22 protein-coding genes are annotated in these 19,059 nt (G+C 52.4%); 11 read left to right on the plus strand and 11 right to left on the minus strand.

The features are described 5' to 3' along the window. Positions 1 to 98 precede the first annotated feature (98 nt). The 4 genes from ABGT88_RS13210 to ABGT88_RS13225 all read right to left on the minus strand — a co-directional run bounded on the left by ABGT88_RS13210 (position 99) and on the right by ABGT88_RS13225 (position 4,477). On the minus strand, positions 99 to 299 hold the full coding sequence (locus ABGT88_RS13210) for a winged helix-turn-helix domain-containing protein (protein WP_087409310.1): 201 nt from the start codon (positions 297 to 299) through the stop codon (positions 99 to 101). Positions 300 to 474: 175 nt separating this feature from the next. Further along, complete coding sequence (locus ABGT88_RS13215; protein WP_346702575.1) at positions 475 to 1,395, minus strand: ribonuclease Z; 921 nt, start codon at positions 1,393 to 1,395, stop codon at positions 475 to 477. A gap of 147 nt (positions 1,396 to 1,542) precedes the next feature. Further along, on the minus strand, positions 1,543 to 3,345 hold the full coding sequence (gene rpsA / locus ABGT88_RS13220) for a 30S ribosomal protein S1 (protein WP_087409308.1): 1,803 nt from the start codon (positions 3,343 to 3,345) through the stop codon (positions 1,543 to 1,545). Between the two features lie 166 nt (positions 3,346 to 3,511). Then, positions 3,512 to 4,477: an IS30 family transposase gene (locus ABGT88_RS13225; protein WP_346699950.1), complete on the minus strand. Its 966-nt coding sequence runs from the start codon at positions 4,475 to 4,477 to the stop codon at positions 3,512 to 3,514. Between the two features lie 149 nt (positions 4,478 to 4,626). Between ABGT88_RS13225 and ABGT88_RS13230 the strand changes: the two genes are divergently transcribed. Together ABGT88_RS13230 and ABGT88_RS13235 are read left to right on the plus strand one after the other, a co-directional pair. Continuing rightward, entirely contained in the window at positions 4,627 to 5,268 is a 642-nt protein-coding gene (locus tag ABGT88_RS13230; RefSeq protein WP_346702577.1) for an acyltransferase family protein, read from the plus strand. A 220-nt stretch (positions 5,269 to 5,488) separates the two neighbouring features. Beyond that, positions 5,489 to 5,722 (plus strand): hypothetical protein, encoded by a 234-nt coding sequence (locus ABGT88_RS13235; RefSeq protein ID WP_346702579.1) that lies wholly within the window; start codon positions 5,489 to 5,491, stop codon positions 5,720 to 5,722. Position 5,723: 1 nt separating this feature from the next. On the opposite strand, the gene ABGT88_RS13240 is transcribed toward ABGT88_RS13235, so the two are convergent. Both ABGT88_RS13240 and ABGT88_RS13245 read right to left on the minus strand, forming a co-directional pair. After that, a complete protein-coding gene (locus ABGT88_RS13240; protein ID WP_298663117.1) occupies positions 5,724 to 6,167 on the minus strand; it encodes a nucleoside deaminase in 444 nt (147 codons plus the stop codon). Between the two features lie 91 nt (positions 6,168 to 6,258). Then, entirely contained in the window at positions 6,259 to 6,963 is a 705-nt protein-coding gene (locus ABGT88_RS13245; RefSeq protein ID WP_087409306.1) for an SIMPL domain-containing protein, read from the minus strand. A gap of 173 nt (positions 6,964 to 7,136) precedes the next feature. Between ABGT88_RS13245 and ABGT88_RS13250 the strand changes: the two genes are divergently transcribed. Together ABGT88_RS13250 and ABGT88_RS13255 are read left to right on the plus strand one after the other, a co-directional pair. Next, complete coding sequence (locus tag ABGT88_RS13250; protein ID WP_087409305.1) at positions 7,137 to 7,505, plus strand: YraN family protein; 369 nt, start codon at positions 7,137 to 7,139, stop codon at positions 7,503 to 7,505. A gap of 18 nt (positions 7,506 to 7,523) precedes the next feature. Continuing rightward, a complete protein-coding gene (locus tag ABGT88_RS13255) occupies positions 7,524 to 8,273 on the plus strand; it encodes a biotin--[acetyl-CoA-carboxylase] ligase (protein ID WP_087409304.1) in 750 nt (249 codons plus the stop codon). Here ABGT88_RS13255 and ABGT88_RS13260 read toward each other — a convergent pair. Then, positions 8,259 to 9,146: a hypothetical protein gene (locus tag ABGT88_RS13260; RefSeq protein WP_346702583.1), complete on the minus strand. Its 888-nt coding sequence runs from the start codon at positions 9,144 to 9,146 to the stop codon at positions 8,259 to 8,261. The genes ABGT88_RS13255 and ABGT88_RS13260 overlap by 15 nt on opposite strands. A gap of 188 nt (positions 9,147 to 9,334) precedes the next feature. Here ABGT88_RS13260 and pyrH point away from each other — a divergent pair, with 188 nt between their 5' ends. From pyrH to ABGT88_RS13280, 4 genes are all read left to right on the plus strand, one after another. After that, positions 9,335 to 10,045 (plus strand): UMP kinase, encoded by a 711-nt coding sequence (gene pyrH, locus ABGT88_RS13265; RefSeq protein WP_087409316.1) that lies wholly within the window; start codon positions 9,335 to 9,337, stop codon positions 10,043 to 10,045. A gap of 79 nt (positions 10,046 to 10,124) precedes the next feature. Next, positions 10,125 to 10,685, plus strand: coding sequence for a ribosome recycling factor (gene frr, locus ABGT88_RS13270; protein WP_087409302.1), 561 nt, complete (start codon positions 10,125 to 10,127; stop codon positions 10,683 to 10,685). A 118-nt stretch (positions 10,686 to 10,803) separates the two neighbouring features. Continuing rightward, positions 10,804 to 11,736 (plus strand): ribosome small subunit-dependent GTPase A, encoded by a 933-nt coding sequence (gene rsgA, locus ABGT88_RS13275; RefSeq protein WP_346702585.1) that lies wholly within the window; start codon positions 10,804 to 10,806, stop codon positions 11,734 to 11,736. 58 nt (positions 11,737 to 11,794) lie between these two features. Beyond that, positions 11,795 to 12,460, plus strand: a complete 666-nt coding sequence (locus tag ABGT88_RS13280) for a C40 family peptidase (RefSeq protein WP_087409300.1) — start codon at positions 11,795 to 11,797, stop codon at positions 12,458 to 12,460. A gap of 14 nt (positions 12,461 to 12,474) precedes the next feature. Here ABGT88_RS13280 and ABGT88_RS13285 read toward each other — a convergent pair whose 3' ends face one another. Genes ABGT88_RS13285 through ABGT88_RS13300 form a run of 4 tightly spaced genes read right to left on the minus strand, consistent with a single transcriptional unit; the run spans position 12,475 to position 16,537 of the window. Then, the gene (locus tag ABGT88_RS13285) at positions 12,475 to 13,983 is read right to left on the minus strand and encodes a LysM peptidoglycan-binding domain-containing protein (protein ID WP_346702588.1); all 1,509 of its coding nucleotides are present in this window, start codon (positions 13,981 to 13,983) and stop codon (positions 12,475 to 12,477) included. Between the two features lie 27 nt (positions 13,984 to 14,010). Continuing rightward, on the minus strand, positions 14,011 to 14,844 hold the full coding sequence (locus tag ABGT88_RS13290) for a DUF5683 domain-containing protein (protein ID WP_087409298.1): 834 nt from the start codon (positions 14,842 to 14,844) through the stop codon (positions 14,011 to 14,013). A gap of 22 nt (positions 14,845 to 14,866) precedes the next feature. Next, positions 14,867 to 15,745: a ParB/RepB/Spo0J family partition protein gene (locus ABGT88_RS13295; protein WP_087409297.1), complete on the minus strand. Its 879-nt coding sequence runs from the start codon at positions 15,743 to 15,745 to the stop codon at positions 14,867 to 14,869. 27 nt (positions 15,746 to 15,772) lie between these two features. Continuing rightward, positions 15,773 to 16,537 (minus strand): ParA family protein, encoded by a 765-nt coding sequence (locus tag ABGT88_RS13300; protein WP_087409296.1) that lies wholly within the window; start codon positions 16,535 to 16,537, stop codon positions 15,773 to 15,775. Positions 16,538 to 16,818: 281 nt separating this feature from the next. On the opposite strand from ABGT88_RS13300, the gene surE reads away from it, so the two are divergent. The 3 genes from surE to ABGT88_RS13315 all read left to right on the plus strand — a co-directional run bounded on the left by surE (position 16,819) and on the right by ABGT88_RS13315 (position 19,051). After that, positions 16,819 to 17,604 carry a 5'/3'-nucleotidase SurE gene (surE, locus tag ABGT88_RS13305; protein WP_346702591.1) on the plus strand — a complete coding sequence of 262 codons (786 nt, stop codon included), beginning with the start codon at positions 16,819 to 16,821 and terminating at the stop codon, positions 17,602 to 17,604. Between the two features lie 337 nt (positions 17,605 to 17,941). Continuing rightward, positions 17,942 to 18,427, plus strand: a complete 486-nt coding sequence (locus tag ABGT88_RS13310; protein WP_346702593.1) for an ArgR family transcriptional regulator — start codon at positions 17,942 to 17,944, stop codon at positions 18,425 to 18,427. Between the two features lie 57 nt (positions 18,428 to 18,484). Continuing rightward, entirely contained in the window at positions 18,485 to 19,051 is a 567-nt protein-coding gene (locus ABGT88_RS13315; RefSeq protein WP_087409293.1) for a GNAT family N-acetyltransferase, read from the plus strand. The last annotated feature ends 8 nt before the right edge of the window (positions 19,052 to 19,059 follow it).

The following is a 19,059-nucleotide window of genomic DNA, read 5'->3' on the forward strand; positions in this document are numbered from 1 at the left end:
ACGCCCTTTTGTTTATTCTACCGCCCCGGTCAACAACAATCGAGGGCACGGGAAAAATCCCGTGCCCTCGATTTATAACTTCCGTACTGCGTCTTCTATTAGAGCAATACAACTTCTACGTCAGCTTCTGTTTCGCTGATGCTCACTTTACCTTCGCGAGCCAACCAGCCCAGGGCGGCATAAATTTCTTTTTCTTTCAGTTTAGTCGCTTTCTTCAGACCTTTTACAGTCAGTTTACCCGACTCATGCAAAGCATTCCAAACTTGGCCTGCCCATGTTCCAATAACTTCTACGTTCATTCTTTTTTACGTTTAAATTAAACAACTTGAAAACACATTGTTTTAATCCGATGCAAAGTTAATACATTTTTTCTTTATTTTTAATACTCAATGTATTTTTTATGCTTTTCTTGCCAATTCTCCAAGAAAATCGATATTGGAATAACAATTTCATCCTCACTTTTGTTTATGCGGCTCATCGGCCCAAAACAATCTTCATTCCTTCCCGGGCCAGGGTGCAGGGGGTAAACTCCTGGCTGGCTTCGTCGCAAAGGGGCTGCTCATCTTCGTACCGAGCCGAAAAATGGCCCAGCACCAACTGTTTGACCGATGCAGCCCGGGCAATACGAGCGGCCTGACGAGCCGTCGAATGGCAGGTAAGGCGAGCCAACTCCTCGGCATCGTCGCCAAACGTAGCTTCGTGATAGAGGCAATCGGCCCCTTCAATCAAAGGAATGAGGGCTTCGTTGTAGGCCGTGTCGGAACAATAGGCATAGCGTAGCGGCGGGTCGGCCGGGGTGGTGAGTCGGTCATTGGGTATGGTCTGCCCGTCGGAGGTCGTGTAGTCGGCACCGGCCTTGATTTCGGCTCTCCGGTAGACGGGTATGTCGTAGAACTTCACCATATCGCCCCGCAGATGAAGCTGCCCCGGCTTCTCCTCGAAAAGGAAGCCCGAGCAGGGCACCCGGTGAATCAACGGCAAGGAGCGTACCCGTATCGAACGATCTTCGTAGATTACCTCCGAACAATTGGGCACGACGGGTTCGAACCGCACGGCAAAGGGCAATTCCCGGCAAAAGAAGTCGAGTTGCGGACGGAAAACCGCCTCGGCCTGCGGGTGGGCATGAATCACCAGCTCGCCCGTGCGCCCCAGCAACGACAGGGTCGAAATCAGGCCGATAAGCCCGAAACAGTGGTCGCCGTGCAGATGACTCAGGAAGATGTGCCCCAGCCGGGTAAACTTCAGGTGCATGCGGCGAAACTGGATTTGCGCCCCCTCGCCGCAATCGATCATAAACAGATTGTCACGCAGATTGAGCACCTGAGTACTCGGGTAGTGACGCAAGGTAGGCAAGGCCGAGCCGCATCCCAAAACATTGATTTCAAATTTTCCCATAACTTCTGACGGTATACAATATCTACAAAGATAACCCTTTTCGAGCAGATACGTTACTTCAGACAATACGATACCCCGATAAAAAGATAGGCCGGCAAAATTGCCGGCCTATCGGTATAGAGTCATTTGTCGATTACTTCACAACGATTATTTGTTGTTTTTGTCCTCGGCTTCGAGTTTCTCTTTCAGAGCAGCCAGAGCGTCGATGTCGCCCAGCGTCGTCTTCTCAACTTGCGGAGTTACAATCGTATCCTCGGCCTTAGCAGCTTTCTTGGCAGCTTTCTTGGCAGCCGATTCTTTCTTGGCCTCAGCCTTAGCCTCATCTTCGAAGATACGGCTGTGCGAGAGGATGATACGTTTGGCGTCTTTGTTGAACTCGATAACCTTGAAGGGGAGTTTCTCCTCGAGTTGAGCTTGCGTACCGTCTTGTTTTACCAGGTGTTTGGGAGTAGCGAAACCTTCTACACCGTAAGGCAATGCGATAACGGCACCCTTGTCGAGCATCTCGACGATTGTACCCTCGTGGATAGAATCAACGGTAAAGATGTTCTCGAATACGTCCCAAGGATTCTCCTCGAGTTGTTTGTGACCGAGGCTGAGACGACGGTTCTCCTTGTCGATTTCGAGCACTTGAACTTCGATGTCGGCACCGATCTGAGTGAACTCCGAGGGGTGTTTGATTTTCTTCGTCCAAGAGAGGTCCGAAATGTGGATAAGACCGTCTACGCCCTCTTCGAGTTCAACAAATACACCGAAGTTGGTGAAGTTGCGAACTTTGGCGTGGTGACGCGAACCAACGGCATATTTCTCTTCGATATTTTCCCAGGGATCGGGTTTGAGTTGTTTGATACCCAGCGACATTTTGCGCTCTTCGCGGTCGAGCGTAAGGATTACGGCCTCTACCTCGTCGCCCACTTTCATGAAGTCTTGAGCACTACGCAGGTGTTGCGACCACGACATTTCCGAAACGTGGATAAGACCCTCTACACCCGGAGCGATTTCGACGAATGCACCGTAATCGGCCATCACAACGACTTTGCCTTTTACTTTGTCGCCTACTTTCAGGTTGGGATCGAGAGCATCCCAGGGATGCGGTTGCAGTTGTTTCAAGCCCAGAGCGATACGTTTCTTCTCGTCGTCGAAGTCGAGGATAACGACGTTGAGTTTCTGGTCGAGCGAAACCACCTCTTCGGGGTGCGAAACACGGCCCCAAGAGAGGTCGGTGATGTGAATCAGACCGTCTACGCCGCCCAGGTCGATGAATACACCATACGAGGTAATGTTCTTGACGGTACCCTCGAGAACCTGACCTTTTTCGAGTTTGGCGATGATCTCTTTCTTCTGTTGCTCGAGCTCGGCCTCGATGAGAGCCTTGTGCGAAACAACCACGTTCTTGAATTCTTGATTGATTTTAACCACCTTGAATTCCATCGTTTTACCTACGAATACATCGTAGTCGCGGATGGGTTTCACGTCGATTTGAGAACCGGGCAAGAATGCTTCGATGCCAAATACATCGACAATCATACCGCCCTTGGTACGACATTTGATATAACCCTTGATGATTTCGTCGTTTTCGAGAGCCGAGTTAACACGATCCCAAGAACGGGTAGCGCGGGCTTTCTTGTGCGACAGAACCAATTGTCCTTTCTTGTCTTCTTGATTTTCGATATAAACCTCTACTTTGTCTCCCACTTTCAAATCGGGATTGTAGCGGAATTCGCTCATCGGAATGATACCATCCGATTTGTAACCGATGTTTACGACTACCTCGCGCTTGTTCAGGGCGATAACCGTACCTTCGATTACCTCTTTGTCTTTAACGGTGTTCAGCGATTGGTCATAAGTTTTTACCAATTCGTCGTGGCTTTTGTCGCCATACACTTCGCCATTTTCATAGGCGTCCCAGTCGAAATTTTCTACCGGGCCATTTTTCAGTTCTTCACTCATGTTGTTTAAATAATTGATTTTTTGATTACTAAGTTAGACATTATATGGTCTGTTAAAATCGGTGCGAAGATACGAAATCTTTTTTTCTCTGCAAACTATTTCGATAATAATCACTTACAATCGTTCACGACAAAAACCGGGGTAGAGTCCAACAGCAAATGCAAAACTACAAAACGTTTATGAAGAATCTGTATTTGGGCGAATCAAAATTAAGTTTTTCCCGAGGTCTTCGATTCAATTTCTTTTGTATCTCTTTGATTTTCCAGTCGGAGAAATCCTGAAAGTTGGCCTTTTTTGGGATATATTTCCGAATAAGCTTGTTTGCATTCTCAATGGCTCCTTTCTGCCAGGCTGAATAAGCATCCGTAAAATAAACCTTAACTGGCGGCCTACCTTTGAGGCTGAGTTGTTTGGTTATCTCCTGATGTGCTGCAAATTCACAACCGTTGTCGGTGGTAATCGTATGTATCGTTTGCCTATATGGGAACAGCAGTCGGATGACCGCCCGGGCCGTCGGTAGGGCTTTCCGTCCCTGAGGCAACTTTTCCATGAGTATGAAATTGGTCGAACGTTCGGTTAGGGTGACGATGGCATGACCGCAGGAGTCGATGATGGTGTCCATTTCCCAATCGCCGAATCGGGTTCCGTCTGCCTCCTTGGGGCGCTCGTGTATGCTTGTGCGGTTGGGTATATTGGTCGCTTTTGTCGGACACAGGATTTTGCCTCGCTTTTTGTATTTGAGCCCATGAGGCATATGCAGAGCCAGTTTCCCGGTCGTATCGGCATGGACATGGTTGTAGATGGTCTGCTTGGCGATGTGGATACCTTCTTTCCTGAGTACTCCCGCTATCTGGGCCGGAGACCATTCCTCCTCTTCGATCATGCGCTCAATTCGCCACCATAGATCTTCCGGTTTCCTGTGATGGCCCTTAAATCCGTGCTTGCGGCTATCACACTGCCTCTGAGCATATTTCCATATATACTCTCCTTCCGGCTTTGAGTTGCGCCTGATTTCCCGACTGACTGTCGATTTTGATACTCCTATTTCCTCTGCTATGCGAGAACGGCTCCATTTCCTTTTCAGACCAAGATATATTTCATATCTTTGGGCTTCGATTAGTTGATTTGACATGGCAATACAAAATTAATTAATCGTAGGGAGATTTCGGTCTCCCTTTTTTGTATTGCTGTTGGACGCTCTCAGGGGCTTTGCGCCCCCGCCGCTATGGCTTCCCCCGCAGTGTTTTTCATAGTTCTTGTTCCTTCCTTACTCGAAAAACGTTGCGTTTTGATTTGGATTCTTCAACGACAAAAACCGGAACCCTGCCGGCAATCAAGAAAAAACATACAATAAATATAAACTTTTTTTATAAAGAAAGACTATTACTACCCCCACATGAAACAAAAAATTACATGGCTCCAGATACTGCAAGGATGGAGCATGCTGCTGGTCGTCGTCGGGCACATCACGCTCACCGGACCTTTGAGAATCCCGAGACCCCGGTAAGCGCAGCCATCGAAACAATTATTTACAGTTTCCACATGCCCCTGTTCATGTTTATATCGGGCTTCCTTTTCTATTATACCAAAATAAGCCGCAATATCGCTTATAAAAATGTAGTTATCGATAAGCTCAAACGATTAGGTATTCCGTTTCTCTTCTTCACGCTGTTCACATTTGCAGTGAAATTTGCATTTGCCCCGTTTATGAAACGCCCTGTGGAGTTGTCAATTTCGCAGTTTGTCAACAGTTTCCTGTATCCGGGGAGCAATCCCTTAAGCGAAAATGTGGTTTGTCGCAACTCTCTTTATTATCATGCTTACCTACCCTCTCTTGAAATATATGATTACAAGTCCCTTCAAGATTGGAATACTCTTATTGGGGTGTATCGCACTGAATCTATTTTTTCCTGCCGATATTGAGTTGCTCTGCCTCTCCAATGTGGCTTATATGCTGATTTTCTTTTGTCTGGGGATACTCTTTTGTCAATTTCACCTGCACCAATACCTGAGCACACCTTGGATATTCATCGTGCTATTGGCTCTATTCTGTGCCTTTACGCTTATTCCGGGATGCCCCAGGCTGCTGCTAAATCTCTCGGGTATACTCGCTTCAACCTCTTTAGCTCTTAATCTGGCACCTTTGACACCTCGGCTGTTTGCTTCGTTCAGAGATTATACATTCCAAATCTTTTTACTGGGTATCTTCCCGCAAATAGCCATTCGAATCGTATACACGAAAATCCCCCATTCCGAGGTCTCCTATTGGACTCTCTATCTGGCCAGCATTCTCATAGGTATCTATCTCCCGGTACTCGTTGCCAAAATCATCAAGAAAATACCATCCCCGCTCATACACCGTTGCTTCGGTCTGTAACCTACCTCCGCCGTTTGAAAAAGCTCTTCATCAAGGCGGCGCACTCGTCGGCTAGAATACCAGACTCGACGCGGGTTTTGGGGTGCAGGGCTTCGGGAGCAAAGCGGCGGTAACCCCGCTTGTCGTCGCCGGCCCCGAAGACGACACGCGACAACTGCGACCATCCGATAGCCCCGGCACACATTACACAAGGCTCCAGGGTAACGTAGAGGGTACAGTCGGTCAGATACTTGCCCCCCAACGAAGCGGCCGCCGAGGTGATGGCTTGCATCTCGGCATGAGCCGTCACATCGCCCAGACACTCGGTCAGGTTATGGGCCCGGGCTACTACACGGTTCTTACACACCACTACGGCCCCCACCGGAATTTCGCCAGCCTCGAAAGCCGCCCGGGCCTCCTGCAAGGCCATCCGCATATATCGCTCGTCTTTTTCTTTATCGTCCATCATTCTGTTGCACTTATAAAAAAAGTGGAGAATCCCCGGTCGCTACCGACTCAAGGACTCTCCGCAAAGTTAACGCATAAAACAATTTCAATCAATCTTTCAGGTAATAAACCACCGAGGTCACTACGCGCACGTGTTTTAAATAAGGTGTATTGGCATCGCGATCCTCGATAGAGAACTGCCCCTGATAGGCCGAAGAGATTTTGCCCAGCTTGCTGTCCGAATCCTTGGCAAACTTCTCGGCGGCGATACGGGCATTCTGGGTGGCCTCGGCAATCATCTCGGGTTTCAATTCGTTCAACTTGGTAAAGAGGAACTGCGTGTTGTACTGGTAGTCGCCCGACACGATGGCTACCCCCTGCTCCAGCAGAGAGGCCTGTTTCACAATGAGCTCGCGCACCTTGTCGACCTGATTCGACGAAACGGTGATAACCGAGGTGACGTTGTATCGATACGGATTATTGAGGTTGCTATATCGGTCGGCCTGCATGTCGACGATGCTGGGAGGGGCCACCGAAATTTCGTTCTCGCCAATACCATTCGATTTCAAGAAATCGATCACGATTTTGTTCTTGGCATTCACCGCCCGGTATATCGAGCTCAAATCGTTGCCCAACTCCTTATATACCAGTGGCCAGATGACCCGATCGGCCGGGACTTCCCGCTCCGAAAGGCCTTTCACCGAGACCGTTCGCACAGCCTCTTTCGACTTGACGATGCCACTCTCGATACGCTGGCCCAACAAAAACAGGCCCAAGGCTACAATGATAGCCGGTACAATCCACTTGTTTTTCATATCTCTTCTATTTTTACGGATTACATACTCCTGCACAAATATATAACTATTATTGAATAATTGAATAGATAACGCTTAAAAACCATTTTCCCCCTATTCTCTTTCACTTTATCTGCACTCCGGCTTCCGATTCCCGCCGAATCTTCGTATATTCGCTACCCAATCGCAAGCCTATGGCACAACACAACCAATTGGGAAAGACCGGCGAAGAACGGGCGGCCGAATACCTCATCTCAAAGGGGTACATCATTCGCGACATCAACTGGCGCAGCGGGAAGATGGAGCTCGACCTGGTGGCCTATCGCGACACGACCCTCGTCGTGGTCGAGGTGAAGACCCGCAGCAGTCTCGACTTTCTACGCCCCGAAGAGGCGGTGACCCTGCGCAAAATCAAGAATATCGTGCGGGCTACCGATGCTTACATACGCCTGTTCAACATCCCGTTCGAGGTGCGATTCGACATCATCACCCTTGTGGGCAATAACGACAGCTTCGAAATCGAACATATCGAAGATGCCTTTCTCGCCCCTCTTAACTGTTAACATTCATCTGCAAACGCAATGGAAACCAAAGAGATAATTTTCACCAAAGACCACCTGGTCGAAACCGCTTCGACCAACACCTATCTGCAACAACTCGATACCGACCGGCACTTGCCCGAGGGCCATATCGTCTACACCGATACCCAACGGGCCGGACGTGGACAACGGGGCAACTCGTGGGAATCGGAACCGGGCAAGAACCTTACCTTCAGCCTGCTGCTGCGCCCCGAACACATCCCGGCCAACCAACAGTTTCTGCTCTCGCAGGCCGTTTCGCTGGCCATGACCGACCTGCTCGGCCGCTATGCCACAGGCTTCTCCATCAAATGGCCCAACGACATCTACTGGGAGGACAAGAAGATAGCCGGCATCCTCATCGAAAATGTATTAAGCGGCACCACTTTTGCCCGCTCCATCGTGGGCATAGGACTCAACATCAACCAAGCAACTTTCGTGAGCGATGCTCCCAACCCCGTTTCGCTGTTCCAGATTACGGGTCATACCTATGACATCGAGGCGGTTCTCGACCAGTTTGTCGATGCTTTCCGCACCCGCTACCAGCAGACCTTTACCGACTCGGCCCGGGCGCTGCGCGAAGAGTATGCAGCCACCCTCTACCGCAACGACGGAGAGTATCCCTATTGCAGCGAGGGCAAAACCTTTTATGCTTCGATTACAGGGGTAGAGCCCGACGGCCATCTGATACTCACGACCGATACAGGCGAGGAGAGACGCTTCGCCTTCAAAGAGGTATCATTCCTGCTTTAACCGCCAGAGTAACGGTTTGACAATGCCGCTGAGCTGGGGCAACTCGTCGGTCAGACGGTCCAGCCGAGCCAGTTGGTCGGTCAAATACCGATTGCTTTGCCTCTGAACCGCCGCCGTAAAATAGCGACGGGCACTGGCTATATCGGAAGCGAGCACCTCGCGCTTGGCCTCGCGATAGTACGAGGCCTGCACCGGTGGCTGCCCCACCTCCTCGAGATAACGGGTATCTATCGAATCGAGTCGTTCCTGCCCCTTGACGGCATAGTAGCTACCCAGAAAAAGATTGGCATCGAAGTCGAGCGAGTCGATTTGCAGAATCGACTTCTGCACCTCGACAGCGGCCTCGCTGTCGCCGGCCAGCAGCAGGGCATTAGCCTTCGACTTCAGGTAGTTGACCTGGCGAGGCATCACCGCCAGCAACTCATCGGCAATGGCCAGGGTGTGGACCGCATCACGCCGGAACTCGTAGTAACCCAACAGGTAATTGTTTGCCACCCGCGTAAACCAAGGCTGCTCGCTCTTGACCAGCAGCAGCACCTGTTCATACACGCCGGTCTGTCCAATGGAGCGGGAGAGCACATCGATGCCCGTAAAGAGCGAATCGAGCGAGAGCCCCTGCATCTCGGACCGCACCACATATTGCATGATAGCTGCCGAGTCGTTGAGCATGGCCGAAGCAACCACCGCATCGACATAGGTTTTCACCCGACCGGGTCGACGCTCGAGCAGCGTGTCGTACATGGCAAGAGCATCGCGCCACTCGGCATTTACAAAGTAGTCGTCGGCCTTCCGCAATACAGTGCGATACGGCTGTTCACCCCATGCCGCAAAGAGCGTCGCACACAAAAGAAGCACACCTATTACCCGCCTCATATTCATACGTTTAATCAATCACATTACAGACGGACAAATATACACATTCGGCAGCGGAATATCGGCAAAGAAGAGGCTAAAAAAACGAAACTGCTATTTTTCTTACAGAATTTGCGACCCAAAATTCAGAGAATAATAAAAATTCACTATTTTTGAAAACCAATAAAATCAACAAACACAGTGTGGTTATGAGCAATCGTTACAAAAGAATACTCCTGAAACTGAGCGGCGAGTCGCTCATGGGTGAAAAACAATATGGCATCGACGAAAAACGGGTAACCGAGTATGCCTCGCAAATCAAAGAGATTGCCGGGATGGGTATCGAAATCGGTATCGTCATCGGCGGCGGCAACATATTCCGCGGATTGAGCGGAACGACCCAAGGGGTCGACCGGGTGAAAGGCGACCAGATGGGCATGTTGGCCACTGTCATCAACAGCCTGGCCTTGAGTTCGGCGCTCGAGAAGGTAGGCCAAAAGGCCCGGGTATTCACGGCCATCAACATGTTCCCCATCGGCGAGCATTACAGCAAGTGGAAAGCCATCGAGGCCATGCAGAAGGGCGAAATCGCCATTATCTCGTGCGGAACGGGCAACCCCTTCTTCACCACCGACACCGGTTCGGCCCTGCGCGGCATCGAAATCGAAGCCGACGTGATGCTCAAGGGTACCCGCGTCGACGGCATCTACACGGCCGACCCCGAGAAAGACCCCACCGCCGTGAAGTTCGACAAGATCAGCTACGACGAAATCTACACCCGCGGCCTGAAGGTAATGGACCTCACCGCCACCACCCTCTGCAAAGAGAACCACCTGCCCATCATCGTATTCGACATGGATACCGTGGGCAACCTGAAAAAGGTATTGTCGGGCGAGAACATCGGCACCCTGGTATATTAACAGGCCCGCTTGGTCATTCTCGAAAAAAAGAGTACATTTGTTCACAAAACTATTAGAAACTTTTCAACCCTACTTTATTATGGACGACGTAAAAACATATCTCAACACGGCCGAAGAAAAAATGTCTATGGCTATCGAATTCCTCGACGAGGCTCTGGCTCACATCCGGGCCGGTAAAGCAAACCCGCGGATTCTCGACGGCATACGGGTCGACTACTACGGCAGCCAGGCCCCGCTCTCGAATGTAGCCAACATTTCGGTGCCCGACGCCCGCACCATCGTCATCACCCCGTGGGAAAAATCGATGTTCCGGGTTATCGAAAAAGCCATTCTCGACTCCGAGCTGGGCATCACCCCCGAGAACAACGGCGAAATTATCCGGCTCTCCATTCCCCCGTTGACCGAGGAACGACGCAAAGCGCTCGTGAAACAGTCGAAACAAGAGGCCGAAAATGCCAAAGTGAGCGTACGTAACGCCCGCCGCGATGTAATCGACGCCTTGAAAAAGGCCCAGAAAGAGGGCATGTCGGAAGATGTAGCCAAAGATGGCGAAGCCTCGGCTCAAAAGCTGCACGACAAATACATGAAAAAAATCGACGACATCTTTGCCGAGAAGGAGAAAGAGATTCTCACCGTATAACGACACTTTCAAATTGGTCATACCAGAGGTGAGCCGGGTCGAAAAACCACAGGCTCACCTCCTTTTTATTTCCATTTCCAAAACTTTCTGCTACATTTGTAACCTAAAAACCGATTACGTGGAAGGGCTTGTCATCAAAAATACGGGTAGCTGGTATATCGTGCGCACCGATGCGGGCGAGTCGATACCGTGCAAAATCAAGGGGAATTTCCGATTGAAGGGAATACGCAGTACCAACCCGGTATCGGTGGGCGACCGGGTCGACATCGAGATGAACCCCGACCATACCGCCTTCATCACCCGCATACACGAGCGGAAGAACTACATCATACGCCGGGCCTCCAACCTGTCGAAAGAGTCGCACATCATCGCCGCCAACATCGACCTGGCCCTGCTTGTGGTCACCGTCAACTCGCCCCTCACCTCGACCACCTTCATCGACCGCTTTCTGGCCACGGCCGAGGCCTACCGCATACCCGTGCACATCATCATCAACAAGTGCGACACCTTCACCCCCGACGACCGGGAGTATGCCGAGGCACTCTGCTACCTCTACCGCTCCATCGGCTACGAGTGCCGCTGCGTGTCGGCCGCCACGGGCGAGGGGTTCGACTTCATCACCGACTCGCTCAAAGATCGCATCACCCTGCTATCGGGTAATTCGGGGGTGGGGAAATCGACCATCATCAGCCGCATCCTGCCCGGTGTCGAAATCAGAATCGGTGCCGTATCGACCGCCCACCACAAGGGCATGCACACGACCACCTTCTCCGAGATGTACCCGCTGCCTCAAGGGGGATACCTCATCGACACCCCGGGCATCAAGGGGTTCGGCACCATCGACTTCGACCCAAGCGAGGTGGCTCACTTCTTCCCCGAGATATTCGAGATTTCGCGGGGATGCCGCTTCAGCGACTGCACCCACCGGCACGAACCCGGCTGTGCGGTGTTGAAGGCTCTCGAAAATCACGAGATAAGCGAATCGAGATACGCCAGCTACCTGAGCATCATCGACGACAGTTCCGACGGGAAATACCGAGAAGCCTTTTGACAACCCGCATCCATCCCGACTCAGGCGACCGGCCTATCGCTCAAAAACAAGAAAGATTATGAAGAGGATTTGTATTACTTATCGTCACGCAGCCATCGTATTTCTGACCGCAGCTTGTCTTCTGTCGGCCGGAGCTACTCCTAAAAAAAGCCGTACCGCTGCAATCCCTCGCGATACCGATACCGCCGTAAACATACCCGACTCGCTGATGAAGCCACTGTCGGTACCTCTGCCTCAAACTCTGGTCGACAAACAAATCGACAGCCTCATCGTCTATGCCCGCAAATATACCGGCACCCCCTACCGCCGGGGTGGAAAGGGACCCAATCGATTCGACTGCTCGGGATTCATGCAATATGTCTTCAACCACTTTTCCTACCCGCTCAACGCCAGTTCGGCTTCGCAGTTTCTGCAGGGCATCTCGGTAGCCGACGAACAGATACGCCGGGGCGACCTGGTATTTTTCAAGGGGAGTAACAGCCGCCGGGCAAGGGTGGGACACGTAGGACTGGTAACCGAAGTCTACCCCGACGGGCGATTCAAGTTCATACATGCCTCTACCTCGCAGGGTATACGCGAGGATTGGAGCTCGTCGCCCTATTATGCCAAACGGTACATGGGAGCCCGCCGTATCTACTTTGCTCAAATAGACCAAAGTCTCATCCTCGATGCCATTATCGACCTCGAGGAGATAGACGACGATACCCCTTTCGATGGAGATTGAATAATCGGTCCTGATCAGGCTGCCGGAATCTTCAGCCGCTGTCCCGGCCGGATGGCATTGCCTTTCAGATTGTTTTCGCGCTTAATGTCTTCGGCCGAAATGCCTTTATACTTTTGGGAGATGGTCCACAGACTTTCGCCTTTGCGCACCGTGTGATACTTCGACGCCGAAGAACCGCTTTTACTTTTGGCCGACGAAGCTGCTACAGCCGTACTGCTGCTCTTCTTCGCCCCCTTGCTGCTCACGGCCAATCGCTGCCCGATACGCAGATAGGAGCTCTTGCCCAGGTTGTTCCAGGCCCGCAGATTGCTCACCGATACGCCATACTTCTGAGCTATCTTCGAGAGTGTCTCACCCTTGCGCACCTTGTGATAGACCATCGTGCCGGGGGCAATACCGGCCGGCTCGACCGAAGTGCGCTGCGCATACAGCTCGGCATCATGGGCAAAAATATCGTCCTGTGCCTCGATATAGGCATAGACCTGCTGCGAAGGCAAGATGAGTGCATAGGGGCGAATGTTGCCCGGGATAATGTCGCGGCGGTACTGGGGATTGAGGCTGCGAATCTCCTCGATCGGGATTTGCAGCACATCGGATATTTGCTTGAGGTGCACCCGGCGAGTCACCTGCACCGTATCGGTCAGGAGGGGCCGACGTGTAAGCACGGGACAAATATTGTGGTCGTTGTAATAGTTCATCACATAGTTGACGGCAATGAAGGCCGGCACGTATCCCCTCGTCTCGCGAGGCAGGTAAGGATAAATCTCCCAATAGTCGGTCTTGCCGCCCGAGCGACGGATGGCCTTGCTCACATTGCCGGGGCCGCAGTTGTACGAGGCTATAGCCAATGCCCAGTCGTGATAGATGCCGTAGAGGTCTTTGAGGTAGCGGGCCGCCATGGCCGACGACTTGATGGGATCGCGGCGCTCGTCGACCAGGCTGTTCACCTCGAGTCCCATGCTCTTGCCGGTCTTCACCATGAACTGCCACAAGCCGGCGGCACCCGCACGCGAAGTGGCATCGGGTCGCAGTGCCGACTCGATGATGGGCAGATATTTCAGTTCGAGCGGGAGCCCTTCACGCTCGAGAGCCTCCTCGAAGATAGGCATGTAGTAGGTACTCAGACCCAGCAGGTTCTCCACCAGGGCACGACGTCGTTGCACATACATGTCGATATAGCGACGCACCACGCTGTTGTAGGGCATCTCGATAACCGTGGGCAGTTGCGACAGCTTGCGGATATAGACCGAGTCGGGATAATCGATATTCACGCTGTTTTCCAGGCACGAATTGTCGACCACGGCATACTGCTGCATGTACCAGTTGGTCAGCAGTGTATTCAAATCGGCCTCCATACTCTCGGGATACACTTCGGTACTGTCAGAGACCAATATCTCCATCGAGTCGGGCAAGGCCACCTCGGTCGTATCCAACTCGATATACTCCTCGTCGAGCTCCACCCCCTGGGCGAAGCTACACAACGAAAGCCCCAAACCTGCTAAAATAAATCCTATCCTCTTCATTATCCTCTTTCTCTTTATTCCAATTCATTAAAACGTAATCGCACACTGCACACCCACCGCCGGCAATGCCGATCGGCCGGTGGGTATCACGGCCGGCTGCCACTGCATCGATATGTCGGGGCTCACGTCGAAGTGATACAACTGGGCATCGACATAGGCATCGATCATACAGATGGCATAGAGCCCGATCATGCAGATGATACAGAGGTCGCGATACTGCCGGTAGTAGTCCTTGCGCTGCTTCAGCACGCTGGTGAGCCAATCCTTGTCTATATCCTCCTCCTTGTAAGCCGAGGAGAAAAAGTCCATATAGCTGTTGGTCGTGGGGTCGCTGTCCATGATATCGAGATAGGCCCGCTGGTAGTCGGCCAACATGTTGCTGTTCCAGGTCGTCGCATAGAAGAGCCCCACATAACCGCCCACGACGATAGGCAGTTTCCAGTAGCGGCGGTTGTAAATCTGCCCCAGTCCCGGGAAGAGGGCCGACAGCCACACCGCCCGCATGGGGTCGGGGTTGAACGAGGCGGGACGCCACGACTTGCGGTGTGTCGATTTCAGCTGGGCGGTATCGGCCAGGGCAATCTGCCCCAGCGAGTCGGTAATCATCAGGGGTACCGAGTCTTGCAGCAGCGCGCCTATGCTGTCGCCCGAGGTCACCGACACCGAGTCGGCCACCACTTGCGGCTCGACGGCCCGTATCGAATCGGCCGGGAGGCTCTTGGCCCCCTGGGCCTGACGGGCTGCACCCGGGACGAGCCGTCCGCCGGTAACAGGCCGCGACAATTCGGGAACCGCGCCCAACGACGTCAAGCTCCACCACCCTATTATCCACACCAGTATCGAGGCTCTTTTCCAGCCCATGTTACCCGATAGTCTCAAAACTCTATTTCAATTTATCGAACAAACCGATAATTCGTTCTAAGTCTTCCTCGTTCTTAAACGGGATCGATATTTTTCCTTTTCCTTTCTCGTCGCAGCTAAACTGCACTTTGGCTTGGAAGAAGTCGGAGAGGTGCGATTTGAGCACGTTGTACTCCTGCCGCATCATCACCTTCTTCTGTGCCTTCTTGCGGGCACGTTCGCCACCGGCCGCAAGGGTCTTGGCCAACTCCTCGACGTTGCGCACGCTCAACCCGTCGGAGAGGATGCGCTCGTAGAGCTCGAGCTGCAGGGCCGGGTCGGAGACCGAGAGCAGAGCCCGGGCGTGACCCATGTCGATGCGCTTGTCGCGCAGGCCTATCTGTACCTCGGCCGGGAGTTTCAACAGCCGCAGGTAGTTGGCTATGGTGGTCCGTTTCTTGCCCACCCGCTCGCTCAGCTTCTCTTGCGTGAGCTGATAGAGCTCGATGAGCTTCTGGAAGGCCAGGGCGATTTCAATCGCGTTCAAGTCTTCGCGCTGGATGTTCTCGATGAGAGCCATCTCCATGAGGGTCTCGTCCTCGGCCGTACGCACATAGGCGGGAATCGTGTCGAGCCCGGCCATCTGGGCAGCGCGGTAACGGCGTTCACCGGCAATTATCTGGTAGTCGCCGCCCTCCAACTGTCGGAGCGAAATGGGCTGTATGATGCCCAACTCGCGAATCGAAGCCGCCAACTCCTCGAGCGCCTCCTGGTCAAACTCGCGCCGGGGCTGGTCGGGGTTGGGCACAATCCGCGACAACTCTACTTCATGAATCGAGGAGGTACCGCTGGTAACGATGTTGTCCATCGAAATCAGGGCATCCAGTCCTCTACCCAATGCACTTCTTTTAGGTGCTGACATATCTTTGTTCTCCTTCTTTTCTACTATCTATCGATTCTTGGTAATCAACTCTTTGGCCAGCTCCATGTGGTTGACGCTACCCCGCGACTCGCAGTCGTAGAGCAACGCCGGCAGGCCGTGACTGGGGGCCTCGCTCAAACGGATGTTCCGTTGGATTACCGTATTGAACACCAGACTGCCGAAGTGGCCTTTCAGCTCTTCGTAAATCTGGTTGGCCAGTCTCAAACGCGAGTCGTACATCGTGAGCAGAAAGCCCTCGATTTCGAGCTTCGGGTTCAGTTTCGATTTGATTATCTTAATCGTATTCAACAATTTGCTAATCCCCTCCAGCGCGAAATATTCGGCCTGTACGGGGATAATAACAGAATCGGCCGCGGTGAGGGCATTGACCGTAATCAGTCCCAACGAGGGCGAGCAGTCGATCAATATGTAGTCGTAGTCGTCGCGCACTTCGTTGAGCGCCTGCGCCAACACCCGTTCGCGGTTTCTCATATTCATCAGTTCCAGCTCGGCACCCACCAAGTCGATATGCGAAGCTACCAGGTTAAGCCCGTCGACACAGGTATCTACCACCGAATCCTTAATCGAGGCCTGTCCTACCAGACACTCGTAGATCGACGATTTCACCTGTTGCGGGTCTATGCCCAGACCCGACGAGGCATTGGCCTGAGGATCGGCATCGAGGAGCAAAACCTTCTTTTCCAAAACAGCCAGAGAGGTAGCCAAATTGATCGAAGTCGTCGTCTTCCCGACGCCCCCTTTTTGATTTGCAATAGCGATAATTTTACCCATACTGTTATTTTTTCACTATACAAAGGAATATCTTTTCATCCACATTACGCACTCCGGTGTACTCGAAAATAGTCCAATTGTTGATAAGTGGCCCCTTTTGTTGATAAACACAACAGCCACTTCGCTGTTTTTCTGCGTAAAGATACACTTTTTTTCAGAGACTTCCACCAGAAACGGCCGCCTCTTTTACCTATTTTAGGACTCCATATTATCCGTTAAAATATAAAAGATTAAGATTTTTATTCATTACTTTTGCATCATTAAACAGATTTCCGCATGATATGAAAAAAATAATTCATTCTCAGCGACCGCTCATCCTCATCACTAACGATGACGGCATCCAGGCCAGGGGATTGCAGCAGGTCGCCCAATTTCTGAAACCGCTGGGCGACATCGTAGTGGTGGCCCCCGACGGCCCCCGCTCGGGACAGAGCTCGGCCATCACGGTCACCGTGCCCCTGCGCATGAAGGTAATCGACGAGCAGGAGGGCTTCTGCCAGATCAGCACCAACGGTACGCCCGTCGACTGCATAAAACTGTCGATGAATATTCTGTTCGACCGTCGCCCCGACCTCATCGTCTCGGGCATCAACCACGGCTCCAACTCGGGCGTAAGCGTGGTCTACTCGGGCACCATGGGTGCCGTGTTCGAGGGAGCGCTGCTGCACATCCCCTCCATAGGTTTCTCACTCTGCAACCACAAGGCCGATGCCGACTTTGCACCGTGCCGCAACCTCGTGGTCGACATCTGCCGGAAGGCACTCGCCACCAAGCAATGGCCGCAGGATATCGGGCTCAACGTGAACATACCCAACCGGCCGCAACTCAACGGCGTGAAGCTGTGCCGGGCCGCCCAGGGATACTGGACCGAAGAGTATGACTGCCGCGTCGACCCGCACGGCCGGGAATACTTCTGGCTCACCGGCACCTTCAAAAACAACGAACCCGATGCCACCGATACCGACGAGTATTGGCTCGACCGCGGCTATGCCACCATCGTACCCTGCTCGACCGACTGCTCGGCCGTCGGCACCGCACCCGAGTTTGCCTCGATATTGAACCTGTAAATTACAGCAGGGGGTGAAACCCCTACTCTAACAGGCAATACAAGGGTGCGTTCCGGTTCTCCAATCGAGCGCACCCTTTTGCATGACACAGCCCGGACAACTCACGGGAGGCAAAGGTGCAAGGGAGGGGGTTATAGCGTCGAAAAAATTTCTCCTCTTCTCCCCACATCCGAGCCACACCCGACCGACCGGCAGGCTCAAAGGCTGTTTTATTGCATAAGCATGCAGTTAGAGTTTAAATTTCGCCCTATACTGTAAAAAATATACAAATTTTATTCCATTATTCTATTTTTTAGTTATATTTGTCGCATAATTATTCAACAGTAAAATTCGCATTATGAAAAATAAAGCTGCTCGTCTACAAGCAATACGAGAAATCATCATCCACTCGAGGGTAAAAAGCCAGGACGAAATTCTGCAACGTCTGCATGAATCGGGCTTCGACCTGACCCAAGCCACCCTCTCGCGCGACTTGAAGCAACTGCGCATCGCCAAGGTTCCCGGCAGCGACGGCTCCTACGTCTACATCATGCCCGAAATCGGGAACGTAGGGAAACTCATGCAGGAGAAGCTGGCCGACAACTCCGAACGCCCAGTCTCGGGGAGCTTCATCTCCATCAACTTCTCGGGCAACCTGGCTGTCATCAAGACCCGACCCGGATATGCCGGCAGTCTGGCCTACGACATCGACAGCAACACGCCGCCCGAAGTGTTGGGCACCATCGCCGGTGACGACACGGTGCTGGTGATTCTCGAAGAGAACATCAACCACCAGCAAGCCATGTTGGCGCTCTCGCCCTTCATGCCCGACCTGCACAAGTAACCACACAAATTCTACGACGCTATAACCCCCTCTTAAGGAGAAGAGGACAAACACATTATGGAAGAAGAAATCAAAGTCATCGTTGCCGACGAAAGACATATCCCCTACGTCGACACCATCCTCGACACCATCGAGAAAGCAGCCAAGATAAGAGGAACCGGTATTGCCAAACGGTCTCCCGAATATGTAAAACAGAAGATGCTCGAGCGCAAGGCCATCATCGCGCTCGACGGCGACAAGTTTGCCGGCTTCTGCTACATCGAGAGCTGGAGCAACAAGCAATTCGTGGCCAACTCGGGCCTCATCGTCGTCGACGCCTATCGCGGTCACGGCCTGGCCAAACGCATCAAACGCAAAGCCTTCGAGCTGTCGCGTGAGCGATTCCCCGAAGCCAAAATATTCGGACTCACCACCGGCGAGGCCGTGATGAAAATCAACAACGAACTGGGCTACCGCCCCGTGGCATTTGCCTCGCTCACCGACGACCCCGCCTTCTGGAAAGGGTGCGAGAGCTGCGTCAACTTCGACATCCTGCAGCGCAACAACCGCCGCATGTGCCTCTGCACCGGCATGCTCTACGACCCCCACGAACACGAAAACAACGACAATCAACCTCAAAAATAACTGCATAT

Source organism: Barnesiella sp. An22 (assembly GCF_963931395.1).
GTDB classification, from domain to species: domain Bacteria; phylum Bacteroidota; class Bacteroidia; order Bacteroidales; family Barnesiellaceae; genus Barnesiella; species Barnesiella merdigallinarum.

What these genes read in the sequence shown, in the direction of transcription:
- frr (WP_087409302.1), top strand. Translation starts at nt 10,125, where the DNA reads ATGGACGACGTAAAAACATATCTCAACACGGCCGAAGAAAAAATGTCT.
- ABGT88_RS13295 (WP_087409297.1), bottom strand. Translation starts at nt 15,745, where the DNA reads ATGTCAGCACCTAAAAGAAGTGCATTGGGTAGAGGACTGGATGCCCTG.
- ABGT88_RS13280 (WP_087409300.1), top strand. Translation starts at nt 11,795, where the DNA reads ATGAAGAGGATTTGTATTACTTATCGTCACGCAGCCATCGTATTTCTG.
- ABGT88_RS13245 (WP_087409306.1), bottom strand. Translation starts at nt 6,963, where the DNA reads ATGAAAAACAAGTGGATTGTACCGGCTATCATTGTAGCCTTGGGCCTG.
- ABGT88_RS13310 (WP_346702593.1), top strand. Translation starts at nt 17,942, where the DNA reads ATGAAAAATAAAGCTGCTCGTCTACAAGCAATACGAGAAATCATCATC.
- ABGT88_RS13225 (WP_346699950.1), bottom strand. Translation starts at nt 4,477, where the DNA reads ATGTCAAATCAACTAATCGAAGCCCAAAGATATGAAATATATCTTGGT.
- ABGT88_RS13300 (WP_087409296.1), bottom strand. Translation starts at nt 16,537, where the DNA reads ATGGGTAAAATTATCGCTATTGCAAATCAAAAAGGGGGCGTCGGGAAG.
- rpsA (WP_087409308.1), bottom strand. Translation starts at nt 3,345, where the DNA reads ATGAGTGAAGAACTGAAAAATGGCCCGGTAGAAAATTTCGACTGGGAC.
- ABGT88_RS13315 (WP_087409293.1), top strand. Translation starts at nt 18,485, where the DNA reads ATGGAAGAAGAAATCAAAGTCATCGTTGCCGACGAAAGACATATCCCC.
- ABGT88_RS13240 (WP_298663117.1), bottom strand. Translation starts at nt 6,167, where the DNA reads ATGGACGATAAAGAAAAAGACGAGCGATATATGCGGATGGCCTTGCAG.
- ABGT88_RS13260 (WP_346702583.1), bottom strand. Translation starts at nt 9,146, where the DNA reads ATGAGGCGGGTAATAGGTGTGCTTCTTTTGTGTGCGACGCTCTTTGCG.
- ABGT88_RS13285 (WP_346702588.1), bottom strand. Translation starts at nt 13,983, where the DNA reads ATGAAGAGGATAGGATTTATTTTAGCAGGTTTGGGGCTTTCGTTGTGT.
- pyrH (WP_087409316.1), top strand. Translation starts at nt 9,335, where the DNA reads ATGAGCAATCGTTACAAAAGAATACTCCTGAAACTGAGCGGCGAGTCG.
- ABGT88_RS13215 (WP_346702575.1), bottom strand. Translation starts at nt 1,395, where the DNA reads ATGGGAAAATTTGAAATCAATGTTTTGGGATGCGGCTCGGCCTTGCCT.
- ABGT88_RS13210 (WP_087409310.1), bottom strand. Translation starts at nt 299, where the DNA reads ATGAACGTAGAAGTTATTGGAACATGGGCAGGCCAAGTTTGGAATGCT.
- ABGT88_RS13290 (WP_087409298.1), bottom strand. Translation starts at nt 14,844, where the DNA reads ATGGGCTGGAAAAGAGCCTCGATACTGGTGTGGATAATAGGGTGGTGG.
- ABGT88_RS13255 (WP_087409304.1), top strand. Translation starts at nt 7,524, where the DNA reads ATGGAAACCAAAGAGATAATTTTCACCAAAGACCACCTGGTCGAAACC.
- ABGT88_RS13250 (WP_087409305.1), top strand. Translation starts at nt 7,137, where the DNA reads ATGGCACAACACAACCAATTGGGAAAGACCGGCGAAGAACGGGCGGCC.
- surE (WP_346702591.1), top strand. Translation starts at nt 16,819, where the DNA reads ATGAAAAAAATAATTCATTCTCAGCGACCGCTCATCCTCATCACTAAC.